The organism is Pseudomonas sp. FP2309, assembly GCF_030687575.1.
Taxonomy (GTDB): domain Bacteria; phylum Pseudomonadota; class Gammaproteobacteria; order Pseudomonadales; family Pseudomonadaceae; genus Aquipseudomonas.
This window is the reverse complement of record NZ_CP117439.1, coordinates 536136-553925: the sequence shown is the minus strand read 5'-3', so window position 1 is coordinate 553925 and position 17790 is coordinate 536136. Positions and strand designations below refer to the sequence as shown.

Annotated in this window: 15 protein-coding genes; all 15 read right to left on the bottom strand. The window is 62.3% G+C overall.

Annotated elements, in window-relative coordinates; translation table 11 throughout:
• Positions 1-20: 20 nt before the first annotated feature.
• The 15 genes from PSH59_RS02380 to glnE all read right to left on the bottom strand — a co-directional run bounded on the left by PSH59_RS02380 (position 21) and on the right by glnE (position 17532).
• Positions 21-785: a glycosyltransferase family 2 protein gene (locus PSH59_RS02380; protein ID WP_305394221.1), complete on the bottom strand. Its 765-nt coding sequence runs from the start codon at positions 783-785 to the stop codon at positions 21-23.
• Positions 786-836: 51 nt separating this feature from the next.
• On the bottom strand, positions 837-1793 hold the full coding sequence (locus PSH59_RS02375) for a glycosyltransferase (RefSeq protein WP_248077320.1): 957 nt from the start codon (positions 1791-1793) through the stop codon (positions 837-839).
• 35 nt (positions 1794-1828) lie between these two features.
• Complete coding sequence (locus PSH59_RS02370; protein WP_305394220.1) at positions 1829-3226, bottom strand: PIG-L deacetylase family protein; 1398 nt, start codon at positions 3224-3226, stop codon at positions 1829-1831.
• Positions 3223-4119: an antimicrobial resistance protein Mig-14 gene (locus tag PSH59_RS02365; RefSeq protein ID WP_305394219.1), complete on the bottom strand. Its 897-nt coding sequence runs from the start codon at positions 4117-4119 to the stop codon at positions 3223-3225. The genes PSH59_RS02370 and PSH59_RS02365 overlap by 4 nt, the downstream gene beginning before the upstream one ends.
• A complete protein-coding gene (locus tag PSH59_RS02360; RefSeq protein WP_305394218.1) occupies positions 4119-5249 on the bottom strand; it encodes a glycosyltransferase in 1131 nt (376 codons plus the stop codon). The genes PSH59_RS02365 and PSH59_RS02360 overlap by 1 nt, the downstream gene beginning before the upstream one ends.
• On the bottom strand, positions 5233-6990 hold the full coding sequence (locus tag PSH59_RS02355) for a carbamoyltransferase (RefSeq protein WP_305394217.1): 1758 nt from the start codon (positions 6988-6990) through the stop codon (positions 5233-5235). The genes PSH59_RS02360 and PSH59_RS02355 overlap by 17 nt, the downstream gene beginning before the upstream one ends.
• 132 nt (positions 6991-7122) lie before the next feature.
• Complete coding sequence (locus PSH59_RS02350; protein ID WP_305394216.1) at positions 7123-7461, bottom strand: YceK/YidQ family lipoprotein; 339 nt, start codon at positions 7459-7461, stop codon at positions 7123-7125.
• A 130-nt stretch (positions 7462-7591) separates the two neighbouring features.
• Positions 7592-9031: a lipopolysaccharide kinase InaA family protein gene (locus PSH59_RS02345; protein WP_305394215.1), complete on the bottom strand. Its 1440-nt coding sequence runs from the start codon at positions 9029-9031 to the stop codon at positions 7592-7594.
• Positions 9031-9783: a lipopolysaccharide kinase InaA family protein gene (locus PSH59_RS02340; RefSeq protein WP_248077303.1), complete on the bottom strand. Its 753-nt coding sequence runs from the start codon at positions 9781-9783 to the stop codon at positions 9031-9033. Before PSH59_RS02340 ends, PSH59_RS02345 begins: the two co-directional genes overlap by 1 nt.
• A complete protein-coding gene (locus PSH59_RS02335; protein WP_305394214.1) occupies positions 9780-10514 on the bottom strand; it encodes a lipopolysaccharide kinase InaA family protein in 735 nt (244 codons plus the stop codon). Before PSH59_RS02335 ends, PSH59_RS02340 begins: the two co-directional genes overlap by 4 nt.
• Positions 10514-11320 (bottom strand): lipopolysaccharide core heptose(I) kinase RfaP, encoded by an 807-nt coding sequence (gene rfaP / locus PSH59_RS02330; RefSeq protein ID WP_305394213.1) that lies wholly within the window; start codon positions 11318-11320, stop codon positions 10514-10516. The genes PSH59_RS02335 and rfaP overlap by 1 nt, the downstream gene beginning before the upstream one ends.
• Entirely contained in the window at positions 11317-12441 is a 1125-nt protein-coding gene (locus PSH59_RS02325; RefSeq protein ID WP_305394212.1) for a glycosyltransferase family 4 protein, read from the bottom strand. Before PSH59_RS02325 ends, rfaP begins: the two co-directional genes overlap by 4 nt.
• Positions 12441-13502: a lipopolysaccharide heptosyltransferase I gene (gene waaC, locus PSH59_RS02320; protein ID WP_305394211.1), complete on the bottom strand. Its 1062-nt coding sequence runs from the start codon at positions 13500-13502 to the stop codon at positions 12441-12443. Before waaC ends, PSH59_RS02325 begins: the two co-directional genes overlap by 1 nt.
• 1 nt (position 13503) lies before the next feature.
• The gene (waaF, locus tag PSH59_RS02315) at positions 13504-14538 is read right to left on the bottom strand and encodes a lipopolysaccharide heptosyltransferase II (protein ID WP_248077292.1); all 1035 of its coding nucleotides are present in this window, start codon (positions 14536-14538) and stop codon (positions 13504-13506) included.
• 54 nt (positions 14539-14592) lie between these two features.
• Positions 14593-17532, bottom strand: coding sequence for a bifunctional [glutamate--ammonia ligase]-adenylyl-L-tyrosine phosphorylase/[glutamate--ammonia-ligase] adenylyltransferase (gene glnE / locus PSH59_RS02310; protein WP_305394210.1), 2940 nt, complete (start codon positions 17530-17532; stop codon positions 14593-14595).
• Positions 17533-17790: the final 258 nt, after the last annotated feature.

Below are 17790 nucleotides of genomic sequence, written 5' to 3'. Positions count from 1 at the left end.
GTTGGTGTGGCTCGTCGTCATTACCGATGGATCAACCAACCGATACCCACTCCCAGGATCAGCATGACCACTAACTTGATCCGCTCTCGCCGCTTGCGTCGCGCCTTGGTCAAGCGCTCTTCCGCTGTCGCAACATGCAAACCGAAACCGGTGTGCAACACCGCGTCGCCTTCCAGGGTCACGGCAGCCAGATTCAACTGTGCGTAACGCTTGGAAAGCCCCTTCTCGCCCCCGAACCCTGCATAGGGCGCGCACAGCCGATATTCCTTGACCCGCCGCAGGCCCGGGTTCAACGAGAACCCCTGCCACTCGGGCTTGTCGGACAGCAGCGGATAACACGGCACGCCGCCGATCACCTCGCGCGGCCCCAAATGGATATAGGGGCTGTGCACCTGCAGGTCGTACACATAATTGCGCAGCCAGACCTGCAGAATATCGGGGCGCTGCTCCAGCACCGTCTTGGAGTCTTCGACGAACCCAGGTCGATAAAACGCCCAATCATCTTCGCAATGAAATATGTAGGGGGTTTTGACCGACTCGTAGGCCAGGTCGATGGATGCCAATTGTCCCAGCTTCGGACGGTTGATCAAGAACGTGCAATGACTGAGCCAGTGCTCGGGGACCGCATGGCTTACCGCGTCATCCCCTGAGTCTTCGGTAATGAAGACTTCGCGGATGTCCGCCGTATTGAACAGATCGAAGCTCTCGAGTGTGCGTTTCAACAAATCGAAGCGACCGCAACTGGTCACCACGAGCGTTATGTCGCTTTGATCGGAGAATTGCATTCAAGCCTCGATAATATCATGTAGCCATCATTTATGACTACCTGGTCGCCATTAGACGCCCAGTTTCAGGCGCCACCTTTCCAGCAGATTCAACGGTGCACGGGCCCGCAGGGGAGGCTCAAGGGCCTCGACAATGCGTTGGCCGATGCGGGCAAAACTGAACTGACTGACCGCAAGTGCCTGCCCGTTACGCGCAATGTCTGCGGCCAGTTGAGGGTTGGCGCGCAGCTCGGCAAGCTTTTGCTGCAACTGTGGGATATCGCTGTAGAACACCACATTGACCCTGTCCTTGAAGCCAAGCGCCGCGTTCTCCGCCGCGCCCTGATCGAACGCCAACAGCACGCAGCCGCAGGCCATGGCTTCGAAGTTCTTGATCATGTACTCGCCCATGCCCACATCGGCACTGACGAAAAAACGAATCCGGTTGAGGGTCGCACAATATTCCTCACCAGATTTGGTGCGCGTGACCACCAAAGGTTCAACTTGCGCCAACTCATCGAGCAACGCCTTGCGGCCACTATAGGCCACGCTGTTGGTGCTGCCGACGAACGCCAGCTCGATATCACGCTCGCGCCCCTGGGCCTCAAGCAGCGCCTGATCGTAGCCCTTGGGCACGAACACCGCGTCGAAGCCTTCGGCACGCAGGCGCTCGGTGACCATGTAGCCCGAGCTGATCACCCGCGCCCACGGCAGGCGCCGGTAGTGCGCGCTGAACTTGCCGGTGTATTTGCACGGAATGTAGTTCTGGTAGGCGTCATGCTCGAGGATCACCAGATTGGGGATCGTGCGAATGAAGCTGGCTTGGCGGATTTCCTGCTTGAAGCGCAGGAAGAACACGATACGGTCATACCGCGTTACGTCCACCTCGCGCCGGAAGTAACCGCGCAGGTTGCGCTGCTCGTCACTGCTCAGCCAGCGGGTGTCGCACTCGCAGTGTTCGGCAATGCTTTCGTACAGGCGATCCAGAATGGCGCGCTGTTCTTTCTGGACCAGAAACAAAACTTTCATGACTTTCCCTTTCACAGACGCGCTCACAGAGGCGCTCACAATCGCCAGAACAACTCATGCCGTCGCACGGCCTTGCGGAAAAATTCGTTCTCGCCATAAGGCGAACGCGAGCGCCCCGCCAATATTCGCTGCAGCCATCGCCGCACACGACGCTTGAGCGGCGCGGCAGGTTGCAGGTCATGCATCATGCCCAGCGCCATGGCCTTGTCGCGCTGCTGCGCCAACGACAGCGGCAGGCTGCACGGGTGCAGCTCAAGGGTGTCGTCGAACTGCGGCGGCAAGGCGATGCCGGTACCGGAGTCGCCCATAGGCCAGCGGTCGTTGTCATGCAGGTGGTTGGCGTAGCCCAACACGCTCGTCGGCTGCCACTCCAACCCTGCCAACGCCTCCATCACGGCCTGCTGCGCGCAGATGTGATCAGGATGCGGGTCGAGCACCGGATGGGGCAATACGATTACTTCGGGGCGTGCCGTCAGCAGCAGTTGGCGCAAATCGGCCAGCAGGTTATTCCAGGTCGGCGAACCGTCCCGGTCCGCCGGCAACGGGAAGGCATTGAACTGGCGAAACAGGCGCACATCCCCAAGCTCCGCTTCGCGCGATGCCACCGGTTGATCCGGTGTGGCACGCATCGCCGGCAATTGCAGGCAGAAGTACCCCAACTGCACACATTGCGCCTCGGGCACCCCGGCCCAGCGCGGCACGGCGATGCTGTCCCAGGCACGCAGGCGGCCCTTGAGCCGCGCCGCTTCGGCCGGGGCCAGGCCCATGTGCTGATAATGCTCGGCTTCGATTTCACCGGCGGTGAGCGTCACGATCCAGGGTGTGTGTGCCTGGCTGTACAGACCAAACGCAGCCAGCTCGGCATCGTCGGCATGGGGCGCAATCACCATCACGCGTTGCGCCGCATAATCGGGGTTATCCCACGCCCACAGCCGGGGCACGCCCTGCACAGCGCAAAAGCGCCCGCGCACACGCAGCTCGCCGGCCGCGATGACGGACGCCAAACCACTGAGATTGAGATAGCGCACGCCGTTCACACCGCGCTCAAATGCCTGTCGGTCCGGGCTTTCGCCGCCCAGGATCGCCACCACAGGATCAAAAAATCGGCCCAGCCACGTGCTCTTGACCGTGACCGCCAGCACCAGGGTCGCAGCGCTGTCCAAGGGTTGATCAACCCGCAGCAGCCCGGCATCCAGGCGCACCCCCGCCACCTCGGCATCCGCCGCAAAACGGTAGCGATAGTCTTCGCCAGGGGCATAGAACAGATGGTCGGCAAACCACGCCTCATGGGCGACCCACGCCAGCACACCAAGCACCAGCGGCAACCACCAGGCGACCCAGACCCCGATCACCACCAGCAGCGCCAAGCCGATCAGCACGCCCACGCGCTTGTTACGCCGGTGACGCTTGAGCAACTGTTGTTTGCGGCTCATACGGTCAGTACCGGCACAGGGTTGCACCAACGGTCCTTGTACTCACGGTCGGCACGCCCGAACGAAAACCGCAGCGGCTTGCCGACTTCGCGCGCCTGCTCCCAGGCGCTCTGGGTATTGAGAAAACTCAACACACTGCCTGGGCTGAAGGCACGGGTTTGAGGGTCCACGCCGCCATTGACGTACTCCACGCTGATCCACTCGGGCGACTCGACCCGGTACACCAACTGCACCGCGATGGGTGCATCGTTGAGAAAGATCACCGAGCCGATCAACCATTCACGCAACAGCTCGATCACCTCGGCCATACGCTCGGCACCGGTGGCCGCAAAGCCCCAACGGCGCAGGAACAGATCGCAGTAAATCGCCGCCAGCTCCGAACTGGAAAACTCGCTCACTGGCCGCACGACGCCACCAGCCTCTTCGAGCAAGCGCAATTCGCGGCGCTGGTTGTAGCGAAACTTCTTCGACAGTTCTTCCGGTGTGCGGGCCATGGCCAACTGCTCGGCCTGGGGCTTGAGACCGCTGAAACGGCCTTCATTCAATGTCGACAGGTAGCGTGCGCGATGGCGCAGCGGCGCCTGGGCGTTGGCGGCGGCCGGCAGGATCAACTCGGCATTCCCCAAGTCGAACAAGCCCTTTTTACCGCGCTGTTTAAGCACATCCTTGGACAACGCCAGGTCGCGTCCCCAGGTGGCGATGCACGCCCGCAGCTCACCGCCCTGCGCCCAGGCCAGGTAACGCACCGGGATATCGGCCAGCCCGGCCAGACGTTCGATCACCTGAGGATGGGTCGCGACGCTGCCGCCAAAACGCTGCCAGGCGTCGCTGTAGACAGGCGCGTCAACGACGGACCAGCCCCGCTCGCGCCAGCCTTGGAATCGATTGAGCATCAAGCCCCCGCGGTCAGTTCAATAACGTGCGGCAGTTGCCAGAAGGTATCGCGTACCGTCTGATCCGAGAAACGCGTGCGCAGGCGTTCCAGCATCATCTCGGCACACTGCCGTCGCTGGTGCTGGTCCATCGCCGCCAGATGCCGCAGCCCCTGAGCGAGGTGTTCGGCGTCGCCGAACGGAAACAGGATACCTACGCCTTCGACCACTTCCCGCGCACCGCCACAGGCCGTGGCCAACAACGGCACACCGGCCGCCATGGCTTCAAGCAGCACCATGCCGAACGGCTCGTGGTCGGAGCTCAGGGCAAACACATCGAACGCGCGGAAATACCGACGCGCATCCGGCACCTGGCCAAGAAACAGCACCTTGTCGGCGATCCCCAGTTCACGCGCCTGGTCCTTGAGCGCCTGCTCCAGGCGCCCGGTGCCGAGAATCGCCAGGCGGCTTTCGGCCGGCAAATCCGGCAGCGCCAGGGCAAACCCCTTGAGCAACGTGGCCTGGTCCTTGTCCGGGTGCAGGCGGCCGACATTGCCGACCACCCACTCATCCGGCGACAAGCCCAAGGCATCGCGCGCCTCGTCCACCGACACCTGGACGGCCTGCAACGCGTCCACGTCAATGCGGTTATACAAGGTCTGGATTCGCGCGGCGGGCCAGGCCGGCAGACAGCGGCGCATGTCGTCACGCACCGCGTCGGACACCCCCAGCAAGCTCAAGCGTTTGCGAAAAATCCTGGCAAACAGCTTGCGACTGCCGCGCTGGTAATCGCCAAAAGCGTGATGCACACCGATCACCGGCAAGCGCGTGCCAAGCAAGGCGATGTAGATCGGCTTGAAGCGGTGAGCAATACAGAAACTGAAGTTGCGTGACGCAGCGATCCTGCGCAGTTCACGGATGGCGCCCAACTTCAGGCCGCGAATGGCCTTGGAGCTGAATTCCATGAACAACACTTCGTCGGACGCACACCCGGCGGCCACTTGCGGGTCGGCGACCCCGGTGAGAAACACCGTGGTCACCTTGTAGCCTGTGCCGGCGAACAAACTGGCGTACTGCCGCGCGCAATCGAGGAACGGCCCGTCATAGCCGTGGCAGAACTGCAGGACGTGGCGGTCAGCCGAGCGCGTCATAAGGGTCCACGCCGTCTTTGACGACCAGGATGTCTTCCATGATCAGGTACTGCAGGTCGGAGCCGAAGAACATGTTCAGCGCGTCGGTCGGCGAGCAGATCATTGCTTCGCCACGACGGTTGAGCGAGGTGTTCAGGGACACACCGTTGCCGGTCAGCACTTCAAGCTCTTTCATCATGTCGTAGTAGCGCGGGTTGTATTCGCGCTTGAGCACCTGGGCGCGGGAGGTGCCATCTTCATGGACCACTTCCGGTACGCGGGTTTTCCACTCTTCCGACACTTCAAATGTGAAGGTCATGAACGGCGCCGGATGATCGACCTTGATCATTTGCGGGGCGACGGTGTCGAGCATCGACGGGCAGAAAGGCCTCCAGCGCTCGCGGAACTTGATCTGGTGGTTGATGCGGTCAGCCACGCCGGTCGCACTTGGGCAACCGATGATGGAACGGCCGCCCAACGCACGTGGGCCAAACTCCATGCGCCCCTGGAACCAGGCCACCGGGTTGCCGTCTACCATGATCTTGGCGATGCGCTTGGGCATGTTTTCGATCTTGCGCCAGTTCGGCTTGCTCTCGTGCCTGGCGCACGCGGCGATCACGTCTTCGTTGCTGTAGGACGGGCCGAGGTAGACGTGTTCCATCTTCTCCACCGGCACCCCAAGGGCGTGGGATACGTAGGCAGCCGCACCCACGGCGGTGCCGGCATCGCCGGACGCGGGCTGCACGAACAGCTCTTTCACGTCGTCGCGGGCAATGATCTTCTGGTTCAGCTTGACGTTCAGCGCGCAGCCGCCGGCAAAGGCGAGCTTGCCGGTGTCCTTGAGGATGTCGCCCAGGTAGTGGTCGATCATCTGCAGGGCCAGCTTCTCGAACAGCGCCTGCATGCTGGCGGCGTAGTGGATGTAAGGTTCGTCGGCGATATCGCCTTCACGCTTGGGACCCAGCCACTCGATCAGTTTCGGTGAGAAGTAGAAGCCCTTGCCTTTCTCTTTGTAGCGGCGCAGGCCGATGACGTTGGCGTAGTCGGTGTTGATCACCAACTCGCCGTTCTCAAAGGAAGCCAGGCGCGAGAAATCGTATTTGCTGGCATCGCCATACGGCGCCATGCCCATGACCTTGAACTCGCCGTCAAGCATCTCGAAACCGAGGAACTCGGTGATCGCGCCGTACAGGCCGCCGAGGGAGTCCGGGTCGTAGAATTCTTTGATTTTGTGAATCTTGCCGTTTTCGCCGTAGCCGAAGAACGTGGTGGCGTACTCACCTTTACCGTCGATGCCGAGGATCGCGGTTTTTTCCTGGAAGCCCGAGCAGTGGTAGGCGCTGGAGGCGTGGGCCAGGTGGTGTTCAACCGGCTCGATCTTGATTTTCTTCGGATCGAAGCCCAGTTGCTCCAGGCACCAGACGATCTTGTTGCGGTAGCGCTTGTAGCGGCGGTTGCCCATCAGGATCGCGTCGAGTGCACGGTCCGGGGCGTACCAGTAACGCTTGGCGTAGTGCCAGCGCGCCTCGCCGAACAGGCTGATCGGGGCGAACGGAATCGCCACCACGTCAACGTCCGAAGGTTTGATACCGGCTTGTTCCAGGCAGAACTTCGCCGATTCGTAGGGCATGCGGTTCTTTGCATGTTTGTCGCGTACGAAGCGCTCTTCTTCGGCGGCCGCGATCAGCTTGCCGTCGATATACAGGGCTGCGGAAGGATCATGGCTAAGGGCGCCGGACAGGCCAAGAATCGTCAATGCCACTGGGGTCTAGCCTCTTTTAGTCTGCATGCAGGCGGGGGGCGCCTGAAAAAAGTGTGTTTCCCGCGCGGGCAGGAAACAGCTAAAGGGCGGGATTATAGCGTAAAAGAGGGGGAAAGCTGTTAGCGCAAGGGACTAGCGAAGTTCAAGGCTGCCGTCGACATTTTGCTGGTAGACCGTGTAGGGCAGGACCAGCGTATCCAGAACACCCGAGAGCGGAACATCGATAAACGCCCACGGAACGCTGTTCAACCAAAGCCCGCTTCCGGAATTGGGCGGCGCATGCAGTGCGCAAAGGCCGTAGGCCACGCCACTGTAGATACGCGGAACAGACTGGCAGTAGGTTTTTTTCGCCTTGAGGGACTGGACCGTGGCGCGGTCCTCCTGAAACACCGTGGTCACGGTACCGCAACCACCCGCGGCCGAAAAACCTCCGATCAAGGCCAATAGTCCGAGCATTTGTTTGGTTTTCATCGTCGTCTCTTCAGAAAACTGAAAAGCTATCACCCTGCTCGGCCGACGACTGACGCCCAAAGCCCAAGCGCCTGTAGGAGTCGTCTTATTCATCAACGCAAGGAGCGAGCCGATGAGTACGCGCGCTCGATCACACCTGGGTGGGCAAGCGCTCATCAATCACTTTGTACAATGCACTTTCTTGCGGCCAGTTGCGCATGAACCGCGCCCGGTCCTTGGCATACGCCGCAGCAAAACTGGCGGCCGAGCTGTGTTGGCACATCGCATCCAGGTCGATCAGCGTCCAGCGGCCCTCGTGCCAGAACAGATTGTGGCCTTTGAAGTCGCCATGACTGATGCGCTCGCGGATCAACTCGGCAAACAGCTGATCCAGCGCCAGCAGTTCGCTTTCCGGCGCATCACCGTGCTCGACGCAGGGCGCGAAGCGCTCGATGATGTCCGGGCCCGGCAGGTATTCGGTGACCAGGTAGGCACGGCTGCGCAGCCAGAAAAAGCGCTTTTCCAACACGGCCAAAGGCTTCGGCGTGGCGATGCCGAGGAACGCCAGACGGTTGCCTTCACGCCACGAATGCCAGGCACGGCTCGGGCGCCAGAAGCGCTTGAGCCAATGGGCAAAACCCTTGATGTTGTAGCGCTTGATCACCAACGGCCGCCCGGCCACATCGACCTTGGCCACGCTGGCGGTACCGCCGGTTTTGTACAGATGGCCGCTGTCGAGCAACGCGTCGGCCTGCTGCAGCACCGGCAACATCGCCGCTTCTTCTTCGCGACGCATCGCGCGCAAGCCGAACGCGCCGCGCGCCACGCTGAACAGCGTGCATTCGCGACCGACCTTGTTCAAAAAGTCCTTCAAGCGCCACGCGCTGACCTTACGCACCTGTTTCTCCAGGGCTTGCAGCGGCAGGGCGTGTTCGCCGTTGCCGAGCAGGTAGTACACCAGCAGCTCCTCGGTAAACGGCTCGAGGTTTTTGGGCAACTGCGCAAAAAACACACCGAGGTTCTCCAGCACCCGGTCACGCGACAGCGGCTTGCCCGCCTCTTCAACGCGGATGCCGGCCCCGTCGATCAAGTACAACTTGCCGTTCTGGCGCAGCAGGTTGTCCAGATGCAGGTCTTCCTGCCACAGGCCTTTGGTGTGCATCTGGGCAATGGCGCCCAGCGCTTCGGCGAGCACGGCAGTTTGTTCGTCGGCCAAGGGCGGCAAGCTTTCGACCGCATGCCAGGCATCGGCCAGGCTCTCAGCGCCCTCGATAAATTCGAACAGCAGCCAACCGCCCTCGCCTTCCTGCAACCCATCGGCCAGTAACAATGGCGTGGTCAGACCTTGTTCGGCCAACAGCCGCACGCCCGTGAGCTCACGCTGAAAATGCCGCGCAGCTTTGCCGCCCACCAGTAACTTGGCCAGCACCGGGCGCCCGCGCCAGACTGCGGCGCCCACGTAACGCTCGCCAGGCAGCACGCGCAACAGGCTCAGCAGTTGCAACTGACCGGGGCCGGCGGCGTCCGCCAGGTCAAGGGTCAACGGCAGACTCGGTGTGCGGCCGGCGTTTTTCAACTCGGACAAACGCATCAGCGGTTCTCCTTGTGGCTGCGCCGCGTCGTCAGGCGTTGCAGCCAGGTGGTGACCAGCGCACTGTCTTCCGGCTGATCGAGGTAGGCCGCCAACAGTTGACGCACCTGCGCATCCGACCACGGCCGTGCACGACGCAACAACGGCTCCAGGTCCTTGACCCGGTCACGCCAGCCGAACAGCAGCGGGCGGGTTTTCTCCAGGTCGATCAATTGCGCGGCGTAACCGTCACCGGTGGCCTGCAAAAAAATATGCTTGGGGTAAAAACAACCATGCACCTGGCCGACGCTGTGCAGGCGCCGCGCCAGTTGGCCGCAGGCCAGCAGGATCGCACGGTGCTGGGCGTCGCTCAGTTGCGGCCACTGCTCCAGCAATGAATCCAGGTCATTCCAGCCGTCCAGGGCGCGGGTCAACAGCATGGCGCGATGTTCACCCGCGACCTTGCGCTCGCCGTAGAACGCCGCCTGCAAGGCTGGGATACCCAGCTTGCGGTAGCGGCTGATATTGCGAAACTCGCGGGAAAAACTCGGCTCGCCCAGCGGCCGGTGCAGGCTGCGCGTCAGGTAATTGCTCTGGCGCTTGAGGTAATAACCGTGGCCGTCAAGCTCCAGGCGAAACACGCTGCTCCACCCCCCATGGCTGGTGTTCGGCTCGTCGACCGCGTCCAACTGCTTGGCCCACAACGCGTCAAATGTGGCGAGGCCGTGGCGCTCCAGCAACGCACGGTCTTCAGCCGCCAGGAAATCGCTCATTCACGCCCCTCGAAAAACTTCACTACGTGGCGAATACGCCGCTTGTCCGACTCACTCAGGTGCCGGCATCCACGGTACTGCATGTAGAAACGCAGGCGCTGGGTGGCCGACAGATGATACTTGGCCACCTTGTCCAGGCAGGCCAGGTCCTTGGTGATGCGGTACTTGAGCCAGAAGCCACGCCAGAAATCGCCGTTGGGGCAGTCGATCAGGTACAGGGTCGACTGGTCATCGACCAGCAGGTTGCGCCACTTCAAATCGTTATGGGTAAAGCGATGATCGTGCATCGTGCGCGTGTATTCGGCGAGCTGACGACTGATCACGTTGACCCACTTGGGGTCACGCAGGCGCGCATCGTGACGCTCGGCCAATACCGAGAGGTCTTCGGTGCGTGGCAGCTCGCGAGTGATCATCGCACCACGGTCGTAGGCCAGGCCATTGCGTTCCAGGCCCCAGGCCACTACGTCGGCAGTCGGGATGCCCCACTTGGCAAAGCGCTTGAGGTTCTGCCATTCGGACTTGACCCGCGGCTTGCCCAGGTAGCGCCGCAGGCCCTTGCCGGCACCGACGTAGCGCTTGACGTAATAGTTGACCCCACCGCGCTCGACCCGGATCACTTCCGACAACGGGTCGCGGGTCAGCCGCTCGCCTTGCAGGGCGAACACCGCTTCGAGGCTTCCAAAATCATCCGCCAGGGTGGAGTAGGCCGGTTCAAGGTTCCAGCCCGCCATCAGAGCGCATCCCCGTATCGCTGTTTACGTGCGTAAAGCTTGTCGGCCTTGCCTTGCAGCCACTGCAGCAACGCGGCCTCCTGGGCGAGGATCTGGCGCAGCGGCTGTTGGAAATAGCTTTTGAGGAAGCGCAGCTTGTCGCGACGGGTCAGGCCAATGTCCAGCGCCGAGAAATAAAGGGCCGCCAGGTCCTTGTTGCGCCAGCGCAGGCTGATCTTGTCGCGGGTCTGGGCGCGGTGCAGGTCGATCACCGACAGCTTGAAATTGTCGGCCGTCACCGGTGTGTCGGTATGCAGCAGGAAGTGGCAGATGTAGCAGTCACGGTGATTGACTCCGCCACGGTGCATCATGCCGGTCATGCGCGCCACTTCGGCGATCAACGCGCGCTTGAGGCGCGGCTCGGGCGCCTGCTTGAGCCAGTCGATGCTGAAATCTTCCAGGCTCACCGTGGGCGCCAGTTCTTCGGTAATGATGAACGAGTGCTGGTCCGCCGGGTTACTGCCGCGCTCGCCATAGGCCACCGCCGTCATGGTCGGCACGCCCAATTGCTGCAAGCGCTGGATCGCCAGCCATTCCTGGCCCGCGCCGAGCACCGGCAGCTTGGCGGTGACCAGGTTTTTGACGATCTCCCCCCAGCCAATGCCACGATGGATCTTCACAAAATAGCCACGGCCGTCCACCTCGGTACGCAAGGTGCGACGCGCTTCGAGTTCACGGTACACCTCGCCTTCCAGCCCCTCGACGGCGGCGAACGCATCACGCCCGGCCCAGAGGGTCTTGAACGGTTCGGCAAGCATCAACTTCATGGTTTTGGCTCCGCCAGAATCACATCCGCAGCGTGCTGCGGCATGCTGTAGAGGTCGGCCGTCTCAGCGAAGGCCAACCCATTGCGGCCCCAGGCCGCGCGCTGTGCAGAATCGCTCAACATCCGCGCCAGGTAAGCGTTGAGCTGGGTTTGTTCAAACGGCTCATCCAGCACCAGGCCCGCGTCGGCTTCGTCGATGTAATGGGCATAGCCACACACCGCCGAGACCAGCACCGGCAAGCCGGCCACCACTGCCTCAAGCAAAACGGTGCCGGTATTTTCGTTGTAGGCCGGATGAATCAACACGTCTGCGCCCAGCAGGAAACGCGGGATATCGCTGCGCCCCTTGAGGAACTGCACGTTATCGCCCAGACCCAAAGTGGCGCTTTGCAATTGGAATACTTTGGGGTCGTCCTGGCCGATTACAAACAGGCGCGTGCGTTTCTTCAGTTCTGGCGGCAACGCGGCCAGGGCTTTGAGGCTGCGGTCGACGCCTTTGGTCTTGAAGCCAGAGCCGATTTGCACCAGCAGCAGTACGTCGTCAGCCAGGTTGAATTCCTTGCGGAACCCTTCGCGGATCTGGGCCGCATTCGGCGGCGCGCGACGGTCCTGGGCAATGCCCGGCGGCAGCAGGTGAAAACGCTCCAGCGGGGTGTCGTAATGCTTGATGAACAACGGCTGCTGCACTTCGGAGATCATCAAAATTTCGGTCTTGGCGTCCCTGGCGAACACCGCGCGTTCGTACTCGGCAAAGTGGCGGTAGCGGCCAAAACTGCGGTACAGCGAATGGCGCAGGTTTTGCGCCTTGTCTTCGAAGCAGCCGTCGGCGGCGTAGTACACGTCCAGGCCAGGCATTTTGTTGAAGCCGATCACGCGATCCACCGGGCGCTTGGCCAGGTCGGCGTCCATCCAGGCGAGCAGCTTTTCGTTGCGCCGATGATTGAAGAAAGCCTTGACCGGCGCTACCAACACTTCAAAGCCCGGCGGAATATCACCCTCCCAGATCAGCGTGTACACACGGATCTGATGGCCGCGCCGCTGGCACTCCAAGGCGATGCGCATGAAGTCACGCTGCAGGCCACCGAAGGGGAAGTATTTGTACAGAACAAAAGCCAGTTGCATCAGTGCAGCTCCTCCGCCAATAACAACGTGCTCAGTCGGCTGGCCACACGCTCAGGGTTCAAGCGCGTGAAGCACAGGGGCGATTCGCGCTTGATGTCGAACCGACGCAGGTCGTCGGCCGTCGGTTGATAGGTACAGTGCTTTTGCAGGCACGGCGCGCAGGGAAAGTCGCTGGCCAGGTGAATCTGGCCCTTGCCATAGGCGCCGGTCAGCCCCGGGTTGGTCGGGCCGAACAGGGAAATGGTCGGCACGTCCAACGCGGCGGCCAAGTGGCCAAGGCCTGTGTCCACCGCCACGCAGGCGCGGGCGCCGGCCAATACGCGAGCCACGCCAGCCAGGTTGAGCTTGGGCAGCACTTCGGCGTTGCTCAGGCCTTGAGCCAGGCGTTCGGCCCGGGCCTTTTCAGCGGCATTGCCCCACGGCAACTTCACGTCCACGCCCAGGCGGCCCATGCGCTCGGCCAGCTCGCGCCAGTAGGCCTCGGGCCAGTGCTTGGTGTCCCAGGTGGTGCCGTGCAGCAGTAGCACAAACGGCTTTTTCGGCGGCAGGCCGAGCAGTTTGTCGGTGCTCAGGCCGTAGTCGCCCAGGCCTTTGGGCAAGTCGTAACCCAGGGCCACGGCGAACAACTGGCGCAGACGCTCCACGGCGTGCTGACCGCGGGCTACGGCCAGGCGTCGCGAGTAGAAGCGAGCCGCGATGGGTTCGCGAGCGGAGTTTTTATCGAAGCCGGCCACGGGTGCGCGCACGTAGCGGGTCAGCCAGGCGCTTTTGAACAGGCCCTGAGCATCGATCACCAGGTCATATTTGGTCGATTGCAGCTGCTGCTTGAAGCGCCGCCACTCGCCACTCTTGAGGGTCTGCCAGATGTTTTTGCGCCAGCGGCGGATCGCCACCGGGATGACTGTTTCCACCGCCGGGTGCCAGGTAGGAATCTCGGCAAAGCCTTCTTCCACCACCCAGTCGAATTGAATGCCGGGGATCGCCCGCGCCGCGTCGGTGAGTGCCGGCAACGCGTGAATCACGTCGCCCAGGGATGAGGTCTTGATTACCAGTACCCGCAACTCAGTGAACCTCGACCACAGAGCCCTGCAACCGCTGCAACGCATCGTTGACCGGCTGGGGCAACAATTGGCGCATGCAGTTGTAATGGCCGAAACGGCAGGTGCGATCAAAGCACGGGCTGCAGTCCAGGCCCAGGCGCACCACTTCGACCTTGTCAGCCAACGGCGGCGTAAAGCCGGGCGAGGTGGAGCCGTATACCGCCACCAACGGGCGGTTCAACGCCGCCGCCACGTGCATCAGGCCGGAGTCGTTGGACACCACCGAATCGGCACAGGACAACAGGTCGATGGCCTCGGCCAGGGAGGTGTCGCCACTGAGGTTGACCGACTCTTCGCGCAGGCCGGGAATCAGGCGCTGGCGGATCTCTTCACCCACCGGATGATCTTTTTTCGAGCCGAACAACCACACCTGCCAGCCTTCGCGAATCTTCATCTCGGCGACTTTGGCGTAGTGCTCGGCCGGCCAACGCTTGGACTCGCCAAACTCGGCACCGGGGCACAGCGCCAACACCGGGCGATCCAGGCTCAGACCGAATTTGGCCAGCGCCGCATCGCGGGTCACCGGGTCGATCTGCAGGCTCGGGCGCGGGTACGGCTCTGGCAGCTCGGCACCCGGCGCGTAGGCCAGGGCCATGAAGCGTTCGATCATCAGCGGGTAGCGGGTTTTGTCGAGCGTGCGCACGTCGTTGAGCAGCACGTAGCGAAACTCGCCGCGCCAGCCGGTGCGCTTGGGAATACCGGCAAAAAACGGCACCAGCGCCGACTTCAGCGAGTTGGGCAGCAGAATGGCCTGGTCATACCTGCCGGCCAGGGATTTACCGATGCGACGACGCGTTGCCAGTTCCAGGGCGCCGTGGCCGAGCGGGAAGCTCAAGGCGTTGCGCACTTCGGGCATGCGTTCGAGGATCGGCCGGCTCCACTCAGGGGCGAGCACGTCGATCTGGCAGTCCGGGTGGCGCTGGCGCAGGCACTGGAACAGTGTCTGTGCCATCACCATGTCACCGACCCAACTGGGCCCAACGATCAGAATATTCATGTAGTTTCCACAAACGATGCGGGGAGGCTTATGCCTCCCCGCCCTAATAGTGTTTCAGCTCAACCCCAACGCCTGCCAGATGCGCGTCACCTGGCGCCGCTCGTCGGCAAACTGATCCCCGGAAACCGTCCCGGCCTCGTTTTGCAGGGCCTGGCGATGCGCGGCGGAACGGTAGGCCTTATACACCTCGCGCAGCAGATGGGCATCGGCGGCGGGCATCAGCCCCACCTGCTCCAAGCCTTCCAGAATGCGGATATTGTCGGTATAGCGCAGCAACGACGGATGCTGCGCAGACCACGCCAAAGCCGCGTATTGCACCATAAATTCAATATCGACGATACCTCCGGCGTCCTGCTTGAGGTCGAACGCCACCGTGGCCTCGAAGGCATTGGCGCCCGTGCCGGCCGCCGTCGCCTTAGTCCCCAGGTTGTCACGCATCTTGGCGCGCATCTCACTGACCTCCTGGCGCAGCGTGTCCAGGTCCCGTTCACGCCCCAACACTTTAGCCCGTACCTGCTCGAATGCCCGACCCACATCCTGGCTGCCTACCAGCACCCGCGCGCGAATCAGTGCTTGATGCTCCCATGTCCATGCTTCATTTTCTTGATAGCGCTCAAACGCCCCCAGGGAACTCACCAGCAAGCCGGAGGCGCCGGAAGGTCGCAGGCGCATATCCACTTCATACAACTGCCCGGAGTTGGTCTGGGTCGTTAGCAAGTGAATGATGCGCTGGCCCAGGCGCGTGAAGAACTGCGCGCCATCGATCGGCTTGGCGCCATCGGTTTCGGCCTGGGGGTCGCCATCGTGGATGAACACCAGGTCCAGGTCCGAACCATGCCCCAGTTCGATCCCGCCGACTTTCCCATAACCGACAATGATGAACCCAGGATCGCACAGCGTGCCGTCCAGCCGCTGCGGCGAACCGTGGCGTGCCACGGTCTGGCGCCAGGCCAGGGCCAGCACTTGTTCGAGGATGGCTTCGGCGAGCCAGGTCAGGTAGTCGCTGACTTTCATCAAGGGCAGGCTGCCGGCGATTTCCGAGGCCGCCACGCGCAGGCGGTGAGCGAGCTTGAAGTGGCGCAGGGCTTCCATCTGCTGCTCAAGGTCGTCTTCGGGGATGCGCGTGAGGCGCTCGCGCAGCTCGGCGGCCAGCTCCGGCGCCAGGGGCGGTTTGAACAGGCGCCCCTCGTTCAGCAGTTCGTCCAGCAGCAACGGGAAACGGGTGATCTGTTCGGCAATCCACGGGCTGGCGGCGCACAAGGTCAGCAGACGGCGCAGGGCGTCGGGGTTTTCGGTGAGTAGCACCAGGTAAGCAGAGCGCCGGGCAACCGCCTCCACCAGCGGCAATACACGCTCCAGCACCAGGTCCGGGTTGGCGTGTTCGACGGCCTGGGCCAACAGGCGCGGGATAAACGCGTCCAGCCGCTCGCGACCAAGGCGCTGCATCGCGCGTAACTGCGGGCTGCTGCGCAAGCCGGCGAGGGCCTTGAGCGCCTTGGGCGCATCGCTGAAACCGCCTTCGGCCAATTGGCGGCAGGCGGCGTCGTCATCCTGGGACTCTTCCCACAACGGTAACCATTCCCCGCCGACAACAAGCTCGCTTTCGGCGCCCTCTTCTTCGTCTGGATCGGCGATCACCTGGCGGAAGTGCCAGTCCACGCGTCCGCGCCAGTACATCAGGCGCTCATGGAACGCGGCCCAATCGGCAAACCCCAGCATAAAGGCAATACGCGCCTGGTCTGACGGGCTGTCGGGGAGCATTTGTGTCTGGCGGTCGGCAATCGCCTGGATCGCGTGCTCGGTGTAGCGCAGGAATTCGTAACCATTGCGCAACTCGGCGATCACCGCCAGCGGCAGGTAGCCCTGGCCTTCGAGGGTGCCGAGCACCTTGAGCAGCGGGCGTTGTTGCAGGCTGAGGTCGCGGCCGCCGTGGATCAGTTGGAATGCCTGGGCGATAAATTCCACCTCGCGGATGCCGCCCGAGCCCAGCTTGATGTTGTCGGCCATGCCCTTGCGTCGCACTTCCTGCTGGATCAGCTGCTTCATGGTGCGCAGCGCTTCAATCGCGGAGAAGTCCAGGTATCGCCGATAGACGAACGGCCGCAGCATATCCAGCAACTGTGCACCGGCCATCTGGTCACCGGCGACCACACGTGCCTTGATCATGGCGTAGCGTTCCCAGTCGCGGCCCTGGTCCTGGTAGTACTGCTCCAGCGCATTGAAACTGAGCACCAGCGCGCCGGCCGAACCGTAGGGGCGCAGGCGCATGTCGACGCGGAACACGAAGCCGTCGACGGTCATCGGGTCGAGGGCCTTGATCAGTTTTTGACCCAGCCGGATGAAAAATTCCTGGTTGTCCAGGGCGCGCTTCACGCCCACCGTCTCGCCGCCCTCGGGATAGGCGAAGATCAGGTCGATATCGGACGACAGGTTCAGTTCCACCGCGCCGAGTTTGCCCATGCCGAGAATGACCATGTGCTGCGGTTCGCCAGTGCGCCGGCCGGTGGGCGTGCCGAACTGCGTGCAGTGACGCTGATACAGCCACTGGTAGGCCTGGTCGATGCTCGCGTCGGCCATATCGGACAGGTCGCGGCAGGTCTGCACCAGATCGGCCTGGCGCGTGAGGTCGCGCCAGATAATGCGTACTTGCTGGCGCGTGCGCTGGCGACGCAAGACGCGGCCCAGCTCATCTTCTGTTTCGGCCTGCTGCACCGCACCGGCGATTTGCCCGCACAGCTGGCCCGGCGCAAAGTCGCGATCCAGCTCGCCCAGGGCGGCCAGTTCGAGCAACATCAAAGGGTCACGAACAGCCTGTTCAATGACAAAATCACTGGCGGCGCACACGCGGGCGAAATCGGCCCAGCGTTGCGGCGTCCACGTAGAAAGGCCATGATCGTCGTCCAGCGCGGCTACGGCGTCACGAAATGACTGCTCGGCGCGCTGGGCGATGGGCAAGAGAATGGCCGGCAATTCGGCCAGCGTTGGAAGGCTCATGGTCTATCCTTGTTCGGCGCGTGAATGGCGGGTTGCGGTGAACGCGAGAACCACGCTTGATGAAGGACTGTCGAACAAAGGTTATAAATAGCTGAAAATTTATAATTTTTGGCAGGCAACATTAAACTTCTACCTTTTCTTGTTCGCAAAAGATCAACAATAACGATTATGCTCACCAGCCAGACCGAGCAATCCGCTCAGTCTTGTGTAGTTTTACTACTCGTATATACATTCGAAAGGCTGAAATGGCCGACGATT